Origin of the sequence: Janibacter sp. UYMM211, assembly GCF_040547045.1 — a bacterium.
GTDB lineage: Bacteria > Actinomycetota > Actinomycetes > Actinomycetales > Dermatophilaceae > Marihabitans > Marihabitans melonis.
Genome location: NZ_JBEPOY010000001.1, coordinates 596494 through 614459, shown reverse-complemented (window position 1 = coordinate 614459; position 17966 = coordinate 596494). Strand labels below are relative to the sequence as shown.

General features: G+C 71.1%; 15 protein-coding genes and 1 tRNA gene. 9 read left to right on the top strand and 7 right to left on the bottom strand.

Going from position 1 to position 17966, the window contains the following annotated elements:
* Positions 1–111 precede the first annotated feature (111 nt).
* On the top strand, positions 112–933 hold the full coding sequence (locus tag ABIB53_RS02795; protein WP_354587026.1) for a DUF2382 domain-containing protein: 822 nt from the start codon (positions 112–114) through the stop codon (positions 931–933).
* A gap of 76 nt (positions 934–1009) precedes the next feature.
* Positions 1010–1714, top strand: a complete 705-nt coding sequence (locus ABIB53_RS02790; protein WP_354587024.1) for a hypothetical protein — start codon at positions 1010–1012, stop codon at positions 1712–1714.
* An 80-nt stretch (positions 1715–1794) separates the two neighbouring features.
* Here ABIB53_RS02790 and ABIB53_RS02785 read toward each other — a convergent pair whose 3' ends face one another.
* Positions 1795–2508, bottom strand: coding sequence for a TetR/AcrR family transcriptional regulator C-terminal domain-containing protein (locus ABIB53_RS02785; protein WP_354587023.1), 714 nt, complete (start codon positions 2506–2508; stop codon positions 1795–1797).
* Positions 2509–2750: 242 nt separating this feature from the next.
* On the opposite strand from ABIB53_RS02785, the gene ABIB53_RS02780 reads away from it, so the two are divergent.
* Positions 2751–3587 (top strand): lysozyme, encoded by an 837-nt coding sequence (locus ABIB53_RS02780; protein ID WP_229299293.1) that lies wholly within the window; start codon positions 2751–2753, stop codon positions 3585–3587.
* Positions 3588–3869: 282 nt separating this feature from the next.
* Here ABIB53_RS02780 and ABIB53_RS02775 read toward each other — a convergent pair whose 3' ends face one another.
* The 5 genes from ABIB53_RS02775 to ABIB53_RS02755 all read right to left on the bottom strand — a co-directional run bounded on the left by ABIB53_RS02775 (position 3870) and on the right by ABIB53_RS02755 (position 10465).
* Entirely contained in the window at positions 3870–4517 is a 648-nt protein-coding gene (locus ABIB53_RS02775) for a GDSL-type esterase/lipase family protein (RefSeq protein WP_123092069.1), read from the bottom strand.
* A gap of 12 nt (positions 4518–4529) precedes the next feature.
* Positions 4530–4715, bottom strand: coding sequence for a DUF6104 family protein (locus ABIB53_RS02770; RefSeq protein WP_068277920.1), 186 nt, complete (start codon positions 4713–4715; stop codon positions 4530–4532).
* Between the two features lie 10 nt (positions 4716–4725).
* A complete protein-coding gene (locus ABIB53_RS02765) occupies positions 4726–8583 on the bottom strand; it encodes a multifunctional oxoglutarate decarboxylase/oxoglutarate dehydrogenase thiamine pyrophosphate-binding subunit/dihydrolipoyllysine-residue succinyltransferase subunit (RefSeq protein WP_354587022.1) in 3858 nt (1285 codons plus the stop codon).
* A 122-nt stretch (positions 8584–8705) separates the two neighbouring features.
* Positions 8706–9506, bottom strand: coding sequence for an ABC transporter permease (locus ABIB53_RS02760; protein ID WP_354587021.1), 801 nt, complete (start codon positions 9504–9506; stop codon positions 8706–8708).
* A complete protein-coding gene (locus ABIB53_RS02755) occupies positions 9503–10465 on the bottom strand; it encodes an ABC transporter ATP-binding protein (RefSeq protein ID WP_191564870.1) in 963 nt (320 codons plus the stop codon). The genes ABIB53_RS02760 and ABIB53_RS02755 overlap by 4 nt, the downstream gene beginning before the upstream one ends.
* Before the next feature lie 398 nt (positions 10466–10863).
* Here ABIB53_RS02755 and ABIB53_RS02750 point away from each other — a divergent pair, with 398 nt between their 5' ends.
* From ABIB53_RS02750 to ABIB53_RS02730, 5 genes are all read left to right on the top strand, one after another.
* Positions 10864–11160 carry a GIY-YIG nuclease family protein gene (locus ABIB53_RS02750; RefSeq protein ID WP_354587020.1) on the top strand — a complete coding sequence of 99 codons (297 nt, stop codon included), beginning with the start codon at positions 10864–10866 and terminating at the stop codon, positions 11158–11160.
* A 358-nt stretch (positions 11161–11518) separates the two neighbouring features.
* Positions 11519–12853 (top strand): hemolysin family protein, encoded by a 1335-nt coding sequence (locus ABIB53_RS02745; protein ID WP_123092065.1) that lies wholly within the window; start codon positions 11519–11521, stop codon positions 12851–12853.
* A complete protein-coding gene (locus tag ABIB53_RS02740) occupies positions 12850–13878 on the top strand; it encodes a hemolysin family protein (RefSeq protein WP_123092064.1) in 1029 nt (342 codons plus the stop codon). The genes ABIB53_RS02745 and ABIB53_RS02740 overlap by 4 nt, the downstream gene beginning before the upstream one ends.
* A 123-nt stretch (positions 13879–14001) precedes the next feature.
* Positions 14002–15588 carry a sodium-dependent transporter gene (locus tag ABIB53_RS02735; protein ID WP_354587018.1) on the top strand — a complete coding sequence of 529 codons (1587 nt, stop codon included), beginning with the start codon at positions 14002–14004 and terminating at the stop codon, positions 15586–15588.
* Positions 15585–15749, top strand: coding sequence for a methionine/alanine import family NSS transporter small subunit (locus tag ABIB53_RS02730; protein WP_123092062.1), 165 nt, complete (start codon positions 15585–15587; stop codon positions 15747–15749). The genes ABIB53_RS02735 and ABIB53_RS02730 overlap by 4 nt, the downstream gene beginning before the upstream one ends.
* Before the next feature lie 362 nt (positions 15750–16111).
* Here ABIB53_RS02730 and ABIB53_RS02725 read toward each other — a convergent pair.
* A tRNA-Arg gene (locus ABIB53_RS02725) sits at positions 16112–16184 on the bottom strand.
* A gap of 133 nt (positions 16185–16317) precedes the next feature.
* On the opposite strand from ABIB53_RS02725, the gene argS reads away from it, so the two are divergent.
* Positions 16318–17961, top strand: coding sequence for an arginine--tRNA ligase (gene argS / locus ABIB53_RS02720; RefSeq protein WP_068277896.1), 1644 nt, complete (start codon positions 16318–16320; stop codon positions 17959–17961).
* The last annotated feature ends 5 nt before the right edge of the window (positions 17962–17966 follow it).

Here is a 17966-nt window from a genome sequence, read left to right as displayed (position 1 = left end):
CGTCGTGACCGGTGGATCACACCCCAAAGGAGGGGGTCCGCTCCACGGTCTGGACGTCCAGGGCGTCGTTACGTTTACGTTGTAAACCCATCGAACGACATGGAGGATCGCATGATTACTTCCGAGCAGGTTCGTACCCTCGCCACCGGCGGCGTCGTCGTCGACACGGCGGGCGACAAGGTCGGCAAGATCGGCCAGATCTACCTCGACGACTCGACCGGGCAGCCCGAGTGGGTCACCGCCAACACCGGTCTCTTCGGGACCAGCGAGACCTTCGTCCCCCTTCGCGGTGCCACCGTGCGCGGTGACGACGAGATCCAGGTGGCCTACGCCAAGGACGTCATCAAGGACGCTCCCCGCGTGGACGCCGACGGGCACCTCGACGCGGACGACGAGGCCGAGCTCTACCGCTACTACGGGATCTCCGACGACGGTGCCGAGGCTCCGGTGCAGGGCGGTCTGGACCGTGGCGGCGACCGCGACGACAGCCGTGACCGTGGCGTCCGCGGCGACGGCCACGACACGTCGGGTCCCAACACCGACGACGCGATGACCCGCTCCGAGGAGCGGCTCGACGTGCACACCGAGAAGGTGGCCGCGGGACGTGCCCGGCTGCGCAAGTACATCGTCACCGAGGACGTCACGACGACCGTGCCGGTGCAGCGCGAGGAGGTCCGCATCGAGCGCGAGCCGATCACCGACGCCAACCGCGGCGAGGCGCTCTCCGGTGGTGACCTCACCGAGGAGGAGCACGAGGTCACGCTCATGCAGGAGCGCGTCGTCGTCGACAAGGAGACGGTCCCCGTCGAGCGCGTCGCGCTCGGCACCGAGACCGTCACCGACGAGCAGCAGGTGAGCGAGCAGGTCCGCAAGGAGCAGATCGAGGCTGACCTGCCCGACGACGCCCAGCGCGGTCGTACCGACCGAGCCTGAGCACCCCCGTGTGAGCCCCCCCACGGCCCGTGGCCGTGGGGGGCTCGCGCAGCCCGACCACGAGAGGAGACGCACGATGAGCACGAGCATGGACGGCGGTGTGCCCGAGGGCAGCCGCGCACGACGCGCCGACGAGCACGGCCTCACCCGTCGGCACGACCCCAGGGCCGGCGAAGGGGGTCGGGACCGTCACGAAGCGACGGGCACGGCCGACCTGCGCGAGCGTCAGGAGCGCGCCTACGGAGGGATGAAGATCGGCGCCGCGTTCTTCGGGTGGCTCACCGCGGTCGGTCTGACCGTCCTGCTGGCCGCCGTGGTGGCCGCGACGGGGACCGCCATCGGCATGAGCACGAAGACCAGCGTCGACGAGGCTGTCGCCGACGCGAGCGGTGACCCGCAGGCGGTGGGCATCGCGGGCGTGGTGGCGACCCTGCTCATCCTGCTCGTCAGCTACTTCGCCGGCGGGTACGTCGCGGGCCGGATGTCACGCTTCGACGGGGCCCGGCAGGGTGTCGCCGTGTGGCTGTGGGCCGTCGTCGTCGCCGTCCTGGCGGCGGTGCTCGGCCTGGTGGCCGGCGACCGCTTCGACGCCCTGGCCCAGCTCGACGCGCTGCCGCGGATCCCGGTGGGGACGGGTGACGCCGTGACGACGGGGGTCATCGCGCTCGTCGTCGTCGCCGTGGTCACCCTCGTCGGCGCCGTGCTCGGCGGTCGCGCCGGCATGCGGTACCACCGCAAGATCGACGACACCGTGCTCGACGACATCGCGCTCGACGACTGAGGGGTTGGCCGCGCGGGTCAGCTGCGCAAGTGACGACGGGTCCGGCCTCCTGGGGTCGGGCCCGTCGACGCTGCGTGCGGCTACTGGGAGACGTGCATCTCGATGCGCTCGATGAGCGTCTCGAGGCCGATCTCGAACTCCTCCTTGGAGTGGTCCTCGCTCAGCGCCTCGCGCAGACGTGCGACGGTGGGGAAGTCGGCGAGGTCGAGCTCGGCGTCCCCCTCGGGGATCTGCGCACCCCCTTCGTCGAGTGGCTGGTCGACGGGAGAGGTCTCGGCGCCCTGGACCACCGACTCGAGCAGGAGGTGCCCGAGGAGGAAGCTGCTGAAGGAGCGGTAGGCGTGCACGGCGCCGCCCTCGGTGAAGCCGTGGCCGATGAGCGTGCGCAGGAAGTCCTCGACGAGGGAGAGGCTGCGCAGCGGCGGGCGCAGCCACGGGGCAGCCGGGTGCCGGGTGGCGACGAGGGGGAAGGCCAGGGGGTGATCGAGCGCGACCCGACGCACGACGTGGGCGAAGGTCTGCAGATAGCCCTGCCAGGTCTCGGAGAGCTCGGCGTCGAGGTCCTCCTCGAGGCCCCGGAGCAGCTCGGCGACGACGGCCTCGAGCAGGTCCTCACGGCCGGAGACGTGGCGGTAGAGGGACATCGCCTCGACCCCCAGCGCGCTGCCCAGCGATCGCATCGTCAACTTCTGGGCTCCCTCGGCGTCGATGTAGGCCAGGGCCGACCGCACGACGAGGTCTCGGCTCAGACGAGGCTTCGAGGACCCCTTCGCCGATGCGTCTGCTGCGCTCATGCACCTACCCCTGTCGCTGGCGAGCGGTTGGGTGGTGATCCTACGCGTCCGGGTCGATCGGTTTGCGGTCGGGCCGGGGGCCCCTGATGGTCGGCTTACAGTGTAAGCCGACCATTGTCAGGGGGGAAGCGACGCCCCGCTGACTCATCTGACCGCGCACTGACCTGGGCTGACGCACTCCTGACCAGACGATGGATCCCGATGGGGTGCAGGGGGATTGGGCTCGCTCCTAGCCTTCGAGCATGCGCCGAGCCCTCATCGCCACCGCCGCCGTCGCCGCGCTCACCGCGGTGGCCCCCACCGCCACGGCCGGGAACGCCCCGGCCCCCGAGCCCACCTCCGGCGCCCGCTCCGCGGGCATCACCGAGCCCGGTCAGGCCTACATGGGCTGGCGCGAGCGAGGCACCCCGCTCAAGGCCAGTCAGCTCGACACGAGCGCCGCGCGCGAGTCCGGGGTCACCGCGACCGTCAACGGCATCGACGTCTCGAACTGGCAGGGCCAGGTCGACTGGGCGGGGCAGTGGGCGGCGGGCAAGCGCTTCGCGTACGTCAAGGCCACGGAGGGCACGAGCTACAAGAGCCCGTCCTTCAACCACCAGTACACCGGCTCCTACACCCAGGGCTTCATCCGCGGCTCGTACCACTTCGCGCTGCCGGACCGCTCGAGCGGCACCGCCCAGGCGGACTGGTTCGTCAACAACGGCGGCGGCTGGTCGGCGGACGGCAAGACCCTCCCCGGTGCGCTCGACATGGAGTGGAACCCCTACGGCGCCACCTGCTTCGGCAAGACGCAGGCCGGCATGGTGACGTGGATCCAGGACTTCGTGAAGCGGTACAAGGCCCGCACCGGCCGCGCGCCGGTCATCTACACGAACACGAACTGGTGGAACCAGTGCGTCGGCCACGACACCCGCTTCGCCGCCGAGGTGCCGCTGTGGATCGCCCGGTACAGCACCGCCGCCGGCACCCTGCCGACCGGCTGGAGCTACTACACCTTCTGGCAGTACTCCGACACCCCCATCGACCAGAACGTCTTCAACGGCAGCCTCGACCGCCTCCGCGCGCTCGCGACCGGCTGACCCCTTCGTCCCCCTTCGCCTCCCCCTGACCGGGTCGAGGTGCTCGCGTGAGTCAGGGCTCGCTCGGGTACCTCGACCCGGCATCCACAGGCGAAGGGGGTACGCCCACGGCGTCCACAGCGTCCCGTCGACCACCCCACCGGGGCCTGGTCGGCGGGACGCTGCGGCGAGCGTCGCTGGTCGAGGTGCGACTGCCCGCCAGGGCGGGAGCCTCGAGACCACCGGCTGGACATGCAGCGCCCCCCGTCGCGCCGGGGCACGAAGGGGGTCGCAGCGGACCGGTCAGGCGATCCAGTCGCTCCAGCCATGGTGCAGGACGAGCCAGGCGATGAGTCCGTAGCCGGCCTGGCCGGGGTGGACGCCGTCGAGGCTGCTCGCCATGTCGGAGTCCCACTGCTCGTGGCCGGCGAGCGGCGCGAAGACGTCGACGAAGGGGACGCCGCGGCGCTCGCACACGTCGCGCTGCGCCTCGGTGATCTGCGTCAGCTGGGCGTCGACCTCCGCGTCGGCGGCGGGTGCCGGACCGACGACGAAGGGGGCGACGCCCCGGCTCGCGCACTCGTCGAGGATGTTCGCGAGGTTGAGCCGGTGACGCGCGAGAGAGACCCCGGTCTCGGCGTCGGCGCGACCGAAGGACACGACGAGACGACGGTCGCTCGCGCCCTCCCACCGCAGGGGCGCCTCGGTGAGCCAGCGCTGCGAGACGTCGCCCGAGGTCTGCCCGCCGACACCGAGGTTGTAGTGGGCGAGGTGGGCCCCGTCGAGGACCGTGCGGCCCATGACGCGACCCACCCAGCCCTGGGCCTTCGGGTCACCGACGCCGGCGACGAAGGAGTCGCCGATGAAGACGACGCTCACGCGCCGCTCTCCGTCGTCTCCGGGCGCGCTCGCGACGGCGGCGCTGGGGGTGAACTGCGGGTCGGTGCTCATGATGTCGCCAACCTACTCGTCGTCCAGCTCGTCGTCGTCGAGCCGCGCCAGCCACGAGGCCAGCCGCTCCACCGGCGTCTCGAACTCCGGGTGGAGGTCGACGAAGGTGCGCAGCTGGTCGCTGACCCACTCCAGGGTGACGGACTCGTCACCCCGGCGTGCGGTCAGCTCCTCGATCCCGCGGTCGGTGAAGTACACGCGGCCCCGATCAGCGGTCGAAGGCGGCCTGCATGAGCGCCGCCTGCTCCGCCGCGTGCTTCTTGGCCGTGCCGGCCGCGGGCGAGGCGCTCGCGGGACGGGCGACGACGCGCAGCGGGCGCTGCTCGCCGTGCTCGGCCAGGGCCTGCGGCAGGTTGAGCGCGAGGAAGGGCCAGCCGCCCATGTTCTGCGGCTCCTCCTGCACGATGACGACCTCGGCGTTCGGGTACTGCGCGAGCGCCTCGGCGAGCTCGGCGCCGGCGAGCGGGTAGAAGCGCTCGAGACGCAGGATCGCCGTCGCGTCGTCGCCGCGCTTCTTGCGCTCGGCCTCGAGGTCGTAGATGACCTTGCCGCTGGCGATGATGACGCGGTCGACCTTCTCGCCGGTGGGGCCGTCACGGTCGGGGAGCACCGGCTGGTAGCTGCCCTGCGTGAAGTCCTCCGGCACGCTGGCCGCGGCCTTGAGCCGCAGCATCGACTTCGGGGTGAAGACGATGAGCGGACGACGCGGCCGGCTGTACGCCTGACGACGCAGCAGGTGGAAGTAGCTCGCCGGCGTCGAGGGGTAGGCGACCGTCATGTTGTTCTGCGCGCACAGCGTGAGGAAGCGCTCGATGCGGGCGGACGAGTGGTCCGGCCCCTGGCCCTCGTAGCCGTGGGGGAGCAGCAGGACGACGGAGGAGTTCTGGCCCCACTTCTGCTCCGAGGAGGAGATGAACTCGTCGACGATCGTCGCCGCGCCGTTCCAGAAGTCGCCGAACTGCGCCTCCCACAGGACGAGGGCGTCGGGCCGCTCGACGGAGTAGCCGTACTCGAAGCCCATCGCCGCGAACTCGGAGAGCAGCGAGTCGTAGACCCAGAAGCGGGCCTGGCCGGCGCCGAGGTAGTTCAGCGGCGTCCACTCCTCCGCGGTGGCCTTGTCGATGAGGACCGCGTGCCGCTGCACGAAGGTGCCGCGGCGGCTGTCCTGACCGGTGAGGCGCACGGGGGTGCCGTCGAGGAGCAGCGAGCCGAAGGCGAGGAGCTCGCCGGTGGCCCAGTCGATGCCGCCCTTGTGCACGCTCTCGGCACGCTTGGCCATGGCCTGGGCGAGCTTCGGGTGCACGGTGAAGTCGCTCGGCGGGTTGGCGAAGATGTCGCCGATCGCGTGCAGGTCGGTCTCGGAGATCGCCGTCTCCGCAGCGGCGCGACGCGGGGCGTCGCTCGACTGCGAGGTCGGGCGCTCGAGACCGGCGTTGTCGTCGACCTCGGAGGAGGAGTCCTCGTCGCGCTCCTGGGCGGCGGGGGTGCCGGCCTTGAGGGCCTCCTTCGTCTCGACGAAGACGCGCTCGAGCTGGGCCTGGTAGTCCTTGAGCGCGGCGGCGGCCTCGTCGGAGGTGATGTCACCGCGACCGATGAGCGACTCGGTGTACAGCTTGCGCACCGAGCGCTTGGACTCGATGAGGTTGTACATGAGCGGCTGCGTCATCGAGGGGTCGTCGCCCTCGTTGTGACCGCGGCGGCGGTAGCAGACCATGTCGATGACGACGTCCTTGTGGAACGCCTGGCGGAAGGCGAAGGCGAGCTCGGCGACGCGCACGCACGCCTCCGGGTCGTCACCGTTGACGTGGAAGATCGGCGCCTGGATCATCCGGGCCACGTCGGTGGAGTACACCGAGGAGCGGCTCGAGGACGGCGCGGTGGTGAAGCCGACCTGGTTGTTGATGACGACGTGGATCGTGCCGCCCGTGCGGTAGCCGCGCAGCTGCGACTGCTGCAGGGTCTCGGCCACGACGCCCTGACCGGCGAAGGCCGCGTCGCCGTGGATGAGGATCGGCAGGACGGGGAAGTCCTCGCCACCGCGGTTGAGCCGGTCCTGCTTGGCGCGCACGATGCCCTCGAGCACCGGGTTGACCGCCTCGAGGTGGCTGGGGTTCGCGGCGAGGTAGACCTTGGTCTTCGAGCCGTCGTCGCCGGTGAACTCGCCCTCGGTGCCGAGGTGGTACTTGACGTCGCCGGAGCCCTGGACCGAGCGGGGGTCGAGCTGACCCTCGAACTCCCGGAAGATCTGGCCGTAGCTCTTGCCGGCGATGTTCGCCAGGACGTTGAGGCGCCCGCGGTGCGGCATGCCGATGCCGACCTCGTCGATGCCCTCGGTCGCGGCGTTGGACAGGATGCGGTCGAGCATCGCGATGACGGACTCGCCGCCCTCGAGCGAGAAGCGCTTCTGGCCGACGAACTTCGTCTGCAGGAAGGTCTCGAAGGCCTCGGCGGCGTTGAGCCGGCGCAGGATGCGCAGCTGCTCGTCGCTCGTCGCGCGCTTGTAGCCGACCTCGACGCGGTCCTGGATCCACTTGCGCTGCTCGGGGTCCTGGATGTGCATGTACTCGATGCCGGTGCTGCGGCAGTAGCTGTCGCGCAGGATCCCGAGGATCTTGCGCAGCTTGAGGAAGGACTCGCCGCCGAAGCCACCGGTGGCGAAGTTGCGCTCGAGGTCCCACAGGGTCAGGCCGTGGCTCGTGATGTCGAGGTCGGCGTGGCGACGCTGCTTGTACTCGAGCGGGTCGATGTCGGCCATGAGGTGGCCGCGCACGCGGTAGGCGTGGATGAGCTCCTGGACGCGGGCGACCTTGTTGATGTCGTCGTCGTGCGTGGCGGAGATGTCCTGGACCCAGCGCACCGGCTCGTAGGGGATGCGCAGGCTCTCGAAGATCTCGTCGTAGAAGCCGTGCTGCCCGAGGAGCAGCTGGTGGATGATCGCGAGGAACTCGCCGGAGCCGGCGCCCTGGATGATCCGGTGGTCGTACGTCGAGGTGAGGGTGAGCAGCTTGCTCACGGCGTTGCGCGCGATCGTCTCGGCGCTCGCGCCCTGCCACTCGGCGGGGTAGTCGAGCGCGCCGACGCCGATGATGGCGCCCTGGCCCTTCATGAGCCGCGGGATGGAGTGGACAGTGCCGATGCCGCCGGGGTTGGTCAGCGAGATCGTCGTGCCCTGGAAGTCCTCGACGGTGAGCTTGTTGTCGCGGGCCTTCTTCACGACGACCTCGTAGGCCGCCCAGAACTGGCTGAAGGTCATCGTCTCGGCGCCCTTGACAGAGGGCACGACGAGCGAGCGCGAGCCGTCCGGCTTGGGCAGGTCGATGGCGATGCCGAGGTTGACGTGCGCCGGGTTGACGAGGACCGGCTTGCCCTTCTCGTCGGTCGTGTAGCCGACGTTCATCGACGGCATCTTCGTCAGCGCCTTGACCATCGCGTACCCGATGAGGTGCGTGAAGGAGACCTTGCCGCCGCGGGCACGTCCGAGGTGGTTGTTGATGACGACGCGGTTGTCGATGAGCAGCTTCGCGGGGACCGCGCGCACCGAGGTCGCGACGGGCACCTCGAGCGAGGCCTCCATGTTGGAGACGACGCGGGCAGCGGCGCCGCGAAGGGGGACCGTCTCGTCCTCGCGCTGCGAGGGGGCCTCGACCGTGGGCTTGTCGGGGTCGCGCGGCGTGGGCGCCGCGGCCTCCTTGACGTCGGCGTTCTTCGCGCTGGCCGTCGGGCTCTTCGCGCTGGCCGTCGGGCTCTTCGCGGCGGGGGAGGCCTTGGGCTCGGAGGTGGCCGGCTCGGCCTTCTTCTCCGGGGCCTTGGCGGGTGCCTTGGCCGGAGCCTTCGCGGGTGCCTTGGCCTCCTGGGTCACCGGAGCCTTCGCCTCCTGCGCCGGGGCGGCGGGGGACTGGCCGTTGCCCCCCTTCGCCTCACCCGGTCGGTAGCTCTCGAAGTAGGACCACCACGCCTTGTCGACGAGGTTCTTGTCCTGCTTGTACTGCTCGAACAGCTCGTCGACGAGCCATTCGTTCGGACCGAAGTCGCTGAGGTTGGTGGGGCCATCAGGCTGGTCGGGCACGGCGGGTACGCCTCTTTCCACAGGTCGCGTCAGGTCAGCCCGCAGCCACGGGCCGCACCCGGCAAGCCTAACGCGAACGCCCCTCCAGGTCGGAGGGGCGTTCGCGCTTGGAGCAGGTCAGCTCAGGTGACGTCCTGGCGCGACGCGCGGAGCACGCCGAGACCGGCGAGGACGACCGCGTACGCGGTGAGCGTCAGGGCCCCGGCCCACCACGAGAGCGGCTCGGCCATACCCGGTCCGGAGACCGTCACCGGGTCGATCATCGCGTTCGTCGCCTGGCTCGGGAAGAACTTCACGACGTGCTCGTTGGCGAAGTCGTTGAAGGACAGCCCGAAGCCGACGAGAGGCTCGACGATCCACGCGGTGCCGATGCCGACGAGCAGCGCGGCGACCATGTTGGGGATGAGGATGCCGACGCCGAGCCCGATGAGCGCCCACAGGGCGAGGGCGAGCAGGCTGAGCGCGAGCGAGCGCAGGATCTCGACGTCGGGGAAGGGCTCGATGCCGCGCATGCTGAGGACGACGGCGCCGACGCTCACCGAGCCGAGGAGGCTGACGAGGCCGTAGCCGATGCCGATGACGACGAGGGCGAGGACCTTGCCGAGCAGGGCCTTCATCCGGCGCGGGGTGGCCAGGAAGGTGCCGGTGATCGTCTTGTGCCGGTACTCCGAGCCGATCTGCATGACGCCGATGGTCAGCAGGAGCAGGTAGCCGACGCCGAGACCCGCGGTGTACACGGTGTTGGCGACCTGGGCGTCGGTGCCGGTCATCACCGGAGCGCCGGTGCCCGGGTCGTCGATCGTGTAGACGACGGCGAAGAAGCCGGCGAAGACGGCGCCGGCGAGGAAGATGCCGAGGGCCATCGCCCACCACATCCGCGTCGTGCGCAGCTTGAGGATCTCCGAGCGGATGACGCTGATCATTCGTTCGCCCCTTCCTGACCGATGAGAGCGTCCTGCTCCATCGGGGCGTCCTGAGTCGAGTAGTTGCGGCTCGTGCCGTCGGTGAGCGCGAAGAAGAGCGACTCGAGGTCGCCGCTGCGGCTCGTCAGCTCCCACACCGGCAGGCCGGCGCGCAGGGCGACGTCGCCGATGAGGCGCAGGTCGTCGGTCTCGACGACGAGACCGCCGTCGGCGGGCTGCGCGGTGACGTCGGCGATGCGCAGCGCGCCGGCGAGCGCGTCGGCGTCGGAGGTGCGCACGAAACTCTTCGCCCCGCCCTGCACCTCTTCGAGCGTGCCGGAGCGCACGAGGCGACCGTTGGCGATGATGACGACGTCGTCGGCCGTCTGCTGGACCTCGCCGAGCATGTGGCTGCTCACGAGGACGGTGCGGCCCTCGCTGGCGAGGTGGCGCAGGAAGCCGCGCATCCAGCGGATGCCCTCGGGGTCGAGACCGTTGTTGGGCTCGTCGAGGAGGAGCACCTCGGGGTCGCCGATGAGGGCGCCGGCGAGACCGAGGCGCTGGCGCATGCCCATCGAGTAGCCGCCGGCCCGCTTGCGGGCGGCGGCGGGGATGCCGACGAGCTCGAGCAGCTCGTCGACCCGGGAGTCGGGGATGCCGGCCGTCGAGGCCATGACCCGCAGGTGGTCGCGGCCGCTGCGCCCCGGGTGGAAGGAGGTCGCCTCGAGGGCTGCACCGACCGTCGTCAGCGGGCTCGGCAGGTCGCGGTAGCGCGTGCCGCCGATCGTCGCCTGCCCGGCCGAGGGCTCGACGAGACCGAGCAGCATCCGCAGGGTCGTCGTCTTGCCCGCGCCGTTCGGCCCGAGGAAGCCCGTCACCCTCCCTGGTCTGACGTCGAAGCTCACGTCGTCGACGGCGGTGAAGCCCCCGAAACGCTTGGACAAGTTGCGCACCTCGATCGCGGTGCCGCGGTCGGCCATCCTGCTCTCCCTCTGGCGCACGCGCGCCGGGTCGTCACTACGGTCTCTCGGTCGAGACCCATCGAACCAGTGCCTCCTCACCCCGCACATCCACCCCAGGTCTGAGCCCCCCTCCCCCCGAGGGATGAGCCGTTGCCGGTGGAGGTGCAGGAGCTCTTGCTGGCCGAGGTGCGACGAAGGAGTTCTTGGTGGTTGAGGTGCGACGAAGGAGCCTCGAAACCACACAGCCGGGTTTCGAGGCTCAGGCCTGGCGGCCTTCGCACCTCAACCACCGAACGTCCCGCTGGTCGAGGTGCGGGGAGGAGCATTGCTGGTCGAGGTGCGACGGAGGAGCCTCGAGACCACGGCCCTTGTGGATGACTCACCGGCCGCGAGGCCGGCCTCTGCTGAGATCAGCCATGCCCCACGTCTACATGCTCCGCTGCGCCGACGGCAGCTACTACGTCGGCAGCACCCGCGACCTGCAGAAGCGTCTGCAGCAGCACGCGACCGGTCTGGGCAGCCGCTACACGAGCTCCCGCATGCCCGTCGAGCTCGTGTGGTCGCAGGAGACCGAGACGATCCCGCAGGCCTACGCCCTCGAGAAGCAGGTCCAGGGCTGGTCGCGAGCCAAGCGCGAGGCGCTGATCGCCGACCAGTGGGACGTCGTCGTCGAGAGATCACGGCGAAGGGGTGGCCGGCCCCCCGGTGGTTGAGGTGCGAAACCGCGCGGCGGTGGTCTCGAGGCTCGTCGCTGCGCTCCTCGCACCTCGACCAGCAAAGGGGGCGTTGGTGGTTGAGGTGCGAAGGCCGCCAGGCCTGAGCCTCGAAACCGCGCGGCGGTGGTCTCGAGGCTCGTCGCTGCGCTCCTCGCACCTCGACCAGCAAAGGATCCTGCACCTCGAAACCGCGCGTGGTCTCGAGGCTCCTTCGTCGCACCTCGACCAGCGAAGGCTCCTGCACCTCGACCAGCAACACCGCTCCTTGCACCTCGGCCAGCGAAGGCTCTCGCACCTCGGCCGGCGACGGCTTCCGCACCTCGACCGGCGGTGCGGACCGTAGGATCGCGACATCATGACGCCCTGGTTACTCCTGCTCCTCGGTGTGCTCCTCACGCTCGGCACGGCCCTCTTCGTCGCCGCAGAGTTCTCGCTCGTCGCCCTCGACCGCCCGACGGTCCAGCGGGCCGTCGACGCCGGTGACTCCCGGGCGCAGCCGGTGCTCATCTCCCTTCGCCGCCTCTCCACGCTCCTCGGTGCGTGCCAGGTCGGCATCACGATCACGACCCTCGTCCTCGGCTTCGTCGCCAACCCTGCGATCGGCGCGCTCATCACCCCGCTGCTCGAGGCCGCCGGGCTCGGCCCGCGCGGGGCGGCGAACACCGCGAGCGTCATCGCGCTGCTCCTCGCGACGGGCTTCTCGATGATCGTCGGCGAGATGGTGCCGAAGACTCTCGCCGTCTCGGCCCCGCTCGGCACGGCGAAGGTCGTCGCCACCCCGATGCGCGTCATCGCCACGCTCCTGCGCCCGATGCTCTTCGTGCTCAACGGCTCCGCGAACTGGGTGCTCCACCGCCTGGGCATCGAGCCGCAGGAGGAGCTCTCCGCGGCCCGCAGCCCCGCCGAGCTCGCCTCGCTCGTGCGAACCTCCGTCGAGGCCGGCACGCTCGACTCCGGCACCGCCCGACTCGTCACCCGCTCGCTCGGCTTCGGCGAGCAGACCGCCGCGGACGTCATGACCCCGCGCAACCGCGCGACCTCCATCGACCGCACCGCGAGCGCCGAGGAGCTCGTCGCGCTCGCCCGCGCGACCGGCCACTCCCGCTTCCCCGTCACCGGCGAGGACTGGGACGACGTCGACGGCGTCGTGCACGTGAAGAAGGCCATCGCCGTGCCGCACGAGAAGCGCGCGGCCGTGCCGATCTCCGCCCTCATGGTCGCGCCGGTCATGGTCCCCGAGACCCTGCGCCTCGACCCGCTGCTCCTCCAGCTGCGCGACGCCGGACTGCAGTTCGGCGTCGTCGTCGACGAGTACGGCGGCACCGCCGGTGTCGTCACCCTCGAGGACCTCGTCGAGGAGATCGTCGGCGAGGTGAGCGACGAGCACGACCGCAGCCAGACCACCGGCCGTCAGCTGCCCGACGGGTCCTGGACCGTGCCGGGCCTGTGGCGCCCCGACGAGGTGCGCGAGCGCTTCGGCGCCGAGGTGCCCGAGGGGTCCGCCTACGAGACCGTCGGCGGCTGGGTCATGCACGAGCTCGGCCGCGTGCCCTCGGTCGGCGACGTCGCCACCCTCGACGGGTGGCAGGTCACCGTCGTCGACATGGAGGCGCGCCGGGTCGACCGGCTGCGCTTCACCCCGACCTCGACCGACGACCAGGCCACGACCGAAGGGGGTGAGCGCGCGTGATCACCGTGATCATCACCGTCGTCCTGCTGCTGCTCAACGCCTTCTTCGTCGGCGCCGAGTTCGCCGCGATGTCCGCCCGGCGCAGCCAGCTCGAGCCGCTCGCCGACGCGGGGGACAAGCGGGCCGCGCTCGCCGTCGAGGCGCTCCAGCACACCGGCGTCATCCTCGCGACCTGCCAGCTCGGCATCACCGTGTGCTCGGTCCTCCTCGGTGCGATCTCCGAGGCGGCCCTGCACCACGCCCTCGAGCCCGTGATGATCCGCCTCGGCGTGCCCGAGGGGCTCACCGACGCGACCTCGCTCGTGCTGGCGATCCTCGTCGTCGTCTACCTCCACGTCGTCGTCGGCGAGATGGTGCCGAAGAACATCTCGATCTCCGGCCCCGAGCGGGCGGCCCGCTGGCTCGTGCCGCCGCTCGTCGTCGTCATGCGCCTCACCCGCCCGATCATCGCCGGCATGGACTGGCTCTCGAAGGCCCTCGTGCGGGCGATGGGCATCGAGCCCAAGGACGAGCTCGCCACCGCCTTCACCGTCGAGGAGGTGCAGACGATCGTCGAGGAGTCGCACCGCGAGGGCCTCGTCGAGACCGACAAGTACGGCCTCGTCGGCGCCGCGCTCGAGTTCTCCGACAAGGACGCCGCCGACGTCGGCATCCCCGTCGCCGACCTCGTCACCGTCCCCGTCGACGCGACGCCCGACGACATCGAGCGGCTCGTCGCCCGGCACGGCTTCTCGCGCTACCCGACGGTCGACGGCTCCGGCGAGCTGAGCGGCTACCTGCACCTCAAGGACGTCCTCTACGCCGACGACGTCCAGCGCTCTCAGCCCGTGCCGGTCAAGCGGGTCCGTCGCCTGGCGACCGTGCAGCGCGCCGACGAGGTCGAGGACGTGCTGCGCACGATGCAGCAGACCGGTGCCCACGTCGCCCGGGTCATCGGCGACGAGGGGGCCACCCTCGGCGTCGTCTTCCTCGAGGACGTCATCGAGGAGCTCGTCGGCGAGGTCACCGACTCCACCCAGCGCTGACCCCCCTTCGCCCGGCGCGGTCTCAGCCCGCGACGCCCGCTGCGGGTGCCCCGACGTCCGTGGCACCGTGCGCGGTGCCGCGAGCCAGGTCGTCTGCTCGCGGTGCACCGACGAGGGAGTGACGTGAGCACCACCAGCAGCACCACCTCCGGCGAGCTCGCCGGGGCGTCCGAGAAGAGCGGCTTCGGCACCCGCAAGGCCTTCATCTTCGCCGCCATCGGGTCGGCGGTCGGCCTGGGCAACATCTGGCGCTTCCCGTACGTGGCCTACGAAGGGGGCGGCGGCGCCTTCCTGGTGCCGTACCTCGTCGCGCTGCTGCTCGCCGGGATCCCCATGCTCTTCCTCGACTACGCGATGGGGCACCGCTACCGCGGGTCCGCGCCGCTGGCCTTCCGGCGGATCTCGAAGCGGGGCGAGTGGTTCGGCTGGTGGCAGGTGCTCATCACCGTCGTCATCGGCATCTACTACCCCGCGATCATCGCCTGGGCGATCCGCTACACCGGCTTCTCGGTCGACAAGGCGTGGGGGAGCGACCCCGAGGCCTTCCTCTTCGGCGACTTCCTCCGGGCCGCGGAGACCCCCGGGCCGACGCTCGACGTCGTGCCGGGGGTGCTCATCCCGATGGTCGTCGTGTGGGTCGTGACGCTCGGCGTGCTCGCCCTCGGCGTGCAGGCCGGCATCGGGCGGACCGCGATCATCTTCATCCCCGCGCTCGTCATCGCCTTCGCGATCCTCGTCGTCGTCGCGCTGACGCTGCCGGGCGCGAGCGTCGGGCTCAACGCCCTCTTCAGCCCCGACTGGTCTGCGCTCGCCGAGCCCGGGGTATGGGTGAGCGCCTTCGGGCAGATCTTCTTCAGCCTGTCGGTGGGCTTCGGCATCATGATCACGTACGCGAGCTACGTCGGTCGCAAGACCGATCTCACCGGGTCCGGGGCGGTCGTCGCCTTCTCGAACTCGAGCTTCGAGCTGCTCGCCGGTGTCGGCGTCTTCGCCGTCCTCGGCTTCCTCGCGAGCAGCTCGGGCCAGCCGGTCGACGAGGTCGTCGCGCAGGGCATCGGGCTGGCCTTCGTCGCCTTCCCGGCGATCCTCAACGAGGCGCCCGCGGGCGTGCTCCTCGGCGTGCTCTTCTTCGGCTCGCTCGTCGTCGCCGGGCTCACCTCGCTCATCTCGATCGTCGAGGTCGGCATCAGCGCGATCCGTGACAAGACCGGCGCCGGCCGTGTCGCGGCGACCATGATCATCGGCCTGCCGATGGCCGTCGTCTCCTGCGTGCTGCTCGGCACGACCGGCGGGCTGTACGTGCTCGACACGGTCGACAACTTCATCAACAGCTTCGGCATCCTGCTCGTCGCCGCGCTGTCGATGCTCGCCATCGGGTGGGTGTGGCGCCGGCTGCGCCCGCTCGCCGACCACATGAACGTCCACAGCTCGATCCGGCTCGGCGCCTGGTGGCGGGTGCTCGTCGCCGTCCTCGTGCCCCTCGTCCTCGTCGTCATGCTCGTCCTCGAGCTCGTCGACAACATCGAGACGCCCTACGAGGGCTACCCGAGCTCGCTGCTGTGGACCTTCGGGTGGGGCCTCGTCATCGCGCTGCCCGTCATCGCGCTCCTGCTCGCGCGGCTGCCGTGGCAGCGGGGGATCGAGCTCGACGACCCGGGCAGCGACCAGCTCGCCGACGACCACGCCGACACGACCGGGGGTGCCCGATGACGACGACCGCGATCCTCATGATGCTGCTGGCCATGGGCACGATCTGGGGCGGCCTGGTCGTCTCGGTGATCTGGCTCGTGCGAAGCGACCGCCGGGTCGCCGCCCGCGAGGCGGCGCGCGCCGGTGGGACCGGGGCGGGGACCACGCGCGGGGAGGGCTGACCCCCTTCGCTGCCACCCAACCCCGCTAGACCCCCGGCTGCCACGCCGTACTGGTCGTGATCACGACCACTACGGCGTGGTAGCCCGCGTCGTCGGTGGGCGGGTCGGACCGCCGCGAAGGGGACGACCTGCCAGCGGGTCGGACGTGCTGGCGGGGTCCGTGCCGGGTGACTCCGCCGTTGCCCCGTACGTACGGGGCAGGGCTCTAGTCACGCGAAGAGGTGGAGGAGCAGCGCCCCAGGCCCGGCGATCTCGTCGCGGTCGGTGCTCGGTGCCCCCGTCGGCGCTCTCGCTGCGTTCGAGGCGCCTGTTGCTTCTGCCATGGGCTCCGCTCGGCGCCCGCGGAGCGGGCTGCCGATCGGTGCCCCCGGCAGGATTCGAACCTGCGGCCCCTGGTACCGGAAACCAGTGCTCTATCCCCTGAGCTACGGAGGCGTGCGCCCGACGGTGCGGGCGCCGGTGCAGGTTAGCACCGCGCGGGCCGGGGCCTCGCATCCGCACCACCGGGGCACCCGGCCGTGCTGGACACCCGCCCGGGCCCCGCGCCACGGCTCCTAGACTCCTGCGGGTGACCCCCGAAGAGCTCGCCACCGCGATCCGTCATGCCCTGACCGCTGCCGTCGACGCCGGTGACCTCGCCGTCGACGTCCCCGACGTCGTGCGCGTCGAGCGACCCAAGGCCAAGGGCCACGGCGACTGGAGCACCAACGTCGCGATGCAGCTGGCGAAGGGGGCCGGTCGGCCCCCGCGCGACGTCGCGACCGTCATCGCCGACCACCTCGGCCGCGCGGACGGCGTCGCCGAGGTCGAGGTCGCCGGTCCCGGCTTCCTCAACATCACCCTCGACGCCGCGAGCGCCGGCGAGCTGGCCCGCACCGTCGTCGAGGCCGGTGACACCTTCGGCCACGGCACGAGCGAGTCCGGGCGCACGATCAACCTCGAGTTCATCTCGGCCAACCCGACCGGCCCGCTGCACATCGGCCACACCCGCTGGGCCGCGCTCGGTGACGCGATGCGCCGTCTGCTCCAGGCCACCGGCGCCGACGTCACGGCCGAGTACTACATCAACGACGCGGGCGCGCAGATGGACAAGTTCGGCGCCTCCGTCCTCGCGAGCATGCGCGGCGAGCCCACCCCCGAGGGGGGCTACCCCGGCGCCTACGTCGACGACCTCGCCGCGACCGTGCGCGAGCAGCGCCCTGACGCCGCCGACCTGCCCGACGACGAGGCCCTGCCGCTCGTGCGCTCGCTGGCCTACCAGGCCCAGCTGCGCGACATCCAGCAGACCCTCGCCGACTTCGGCGTGCACTTCGACGTGTGGTTCTCCGAGGCCGAGCTGCACGACGGCGGGGCCGTCGACGGTGCGGTCGCCCGGCTGCGCGAGCAGGGCCACGTCTACGACGAGGGCGGCGCCGTCTGGCTGCGCACCACTGACTTCGGCGACGACAAGGACCGCGTCCTCATCCGCGCCGACGGCATCCCGACGTACTTCGCCGCCGACGCCGCGTACTACCTCAGCAAGAAGGACCGCGGCTACGACGAGAAGATCTACCTCCTCGGCGCGGATCACCACGGCTACATCGGGCGGCTCAAGGCCATCGCGGCGTGCGCGGGCGACGACCCGCAGCACAACATCGAGGTCAAGATCGGCCAGCTCGTCAACCTCGGCGGCGCGAAGCTGTCCAAGCGCGCCGGCAACATCATCGAGCTGCGCGACCTCGTGTCGTGGATCGGCGCCGACGCCGTGCGCTACAACCTCGAGCGCTACCCGGCCGACAGCCCCCTCTCGCTCGACGGCGAGGAGCTGCGCAAGCAGACCAACGACAACCCGGTCTTCTACGTGCAGTACGCCCACGCCCGCACGGCCAACGTCACGCGCCTGGCGATCGAGGACGGCGTGCTGCGCGAGGAGGGCTTCGCCCCCGAGCTGCTCGTCGACCCGACCGAGGCCGCGCTCCTGGCGATCATTGGCGACTTCCCCCGCGTCGTCGCCCAGGCGGCCGAGCTGCTCGAGCCGCACCGCGTCTCGCGCTACCTCGAGGACCTCGCCACCCGCTACCACAAGTGGTACGACACCTGCCGCGTGCGCCCCCTTCGCGACGAGGAGGTCACCGACACCCACCGCACCCGGCTGTGGCTCAACGACGCCACCCGCCAGGTGCTCGCCAACGGCCTGACCCTGCTCGGGGTCTCCGCACCGGACCGGATGTGACGTCA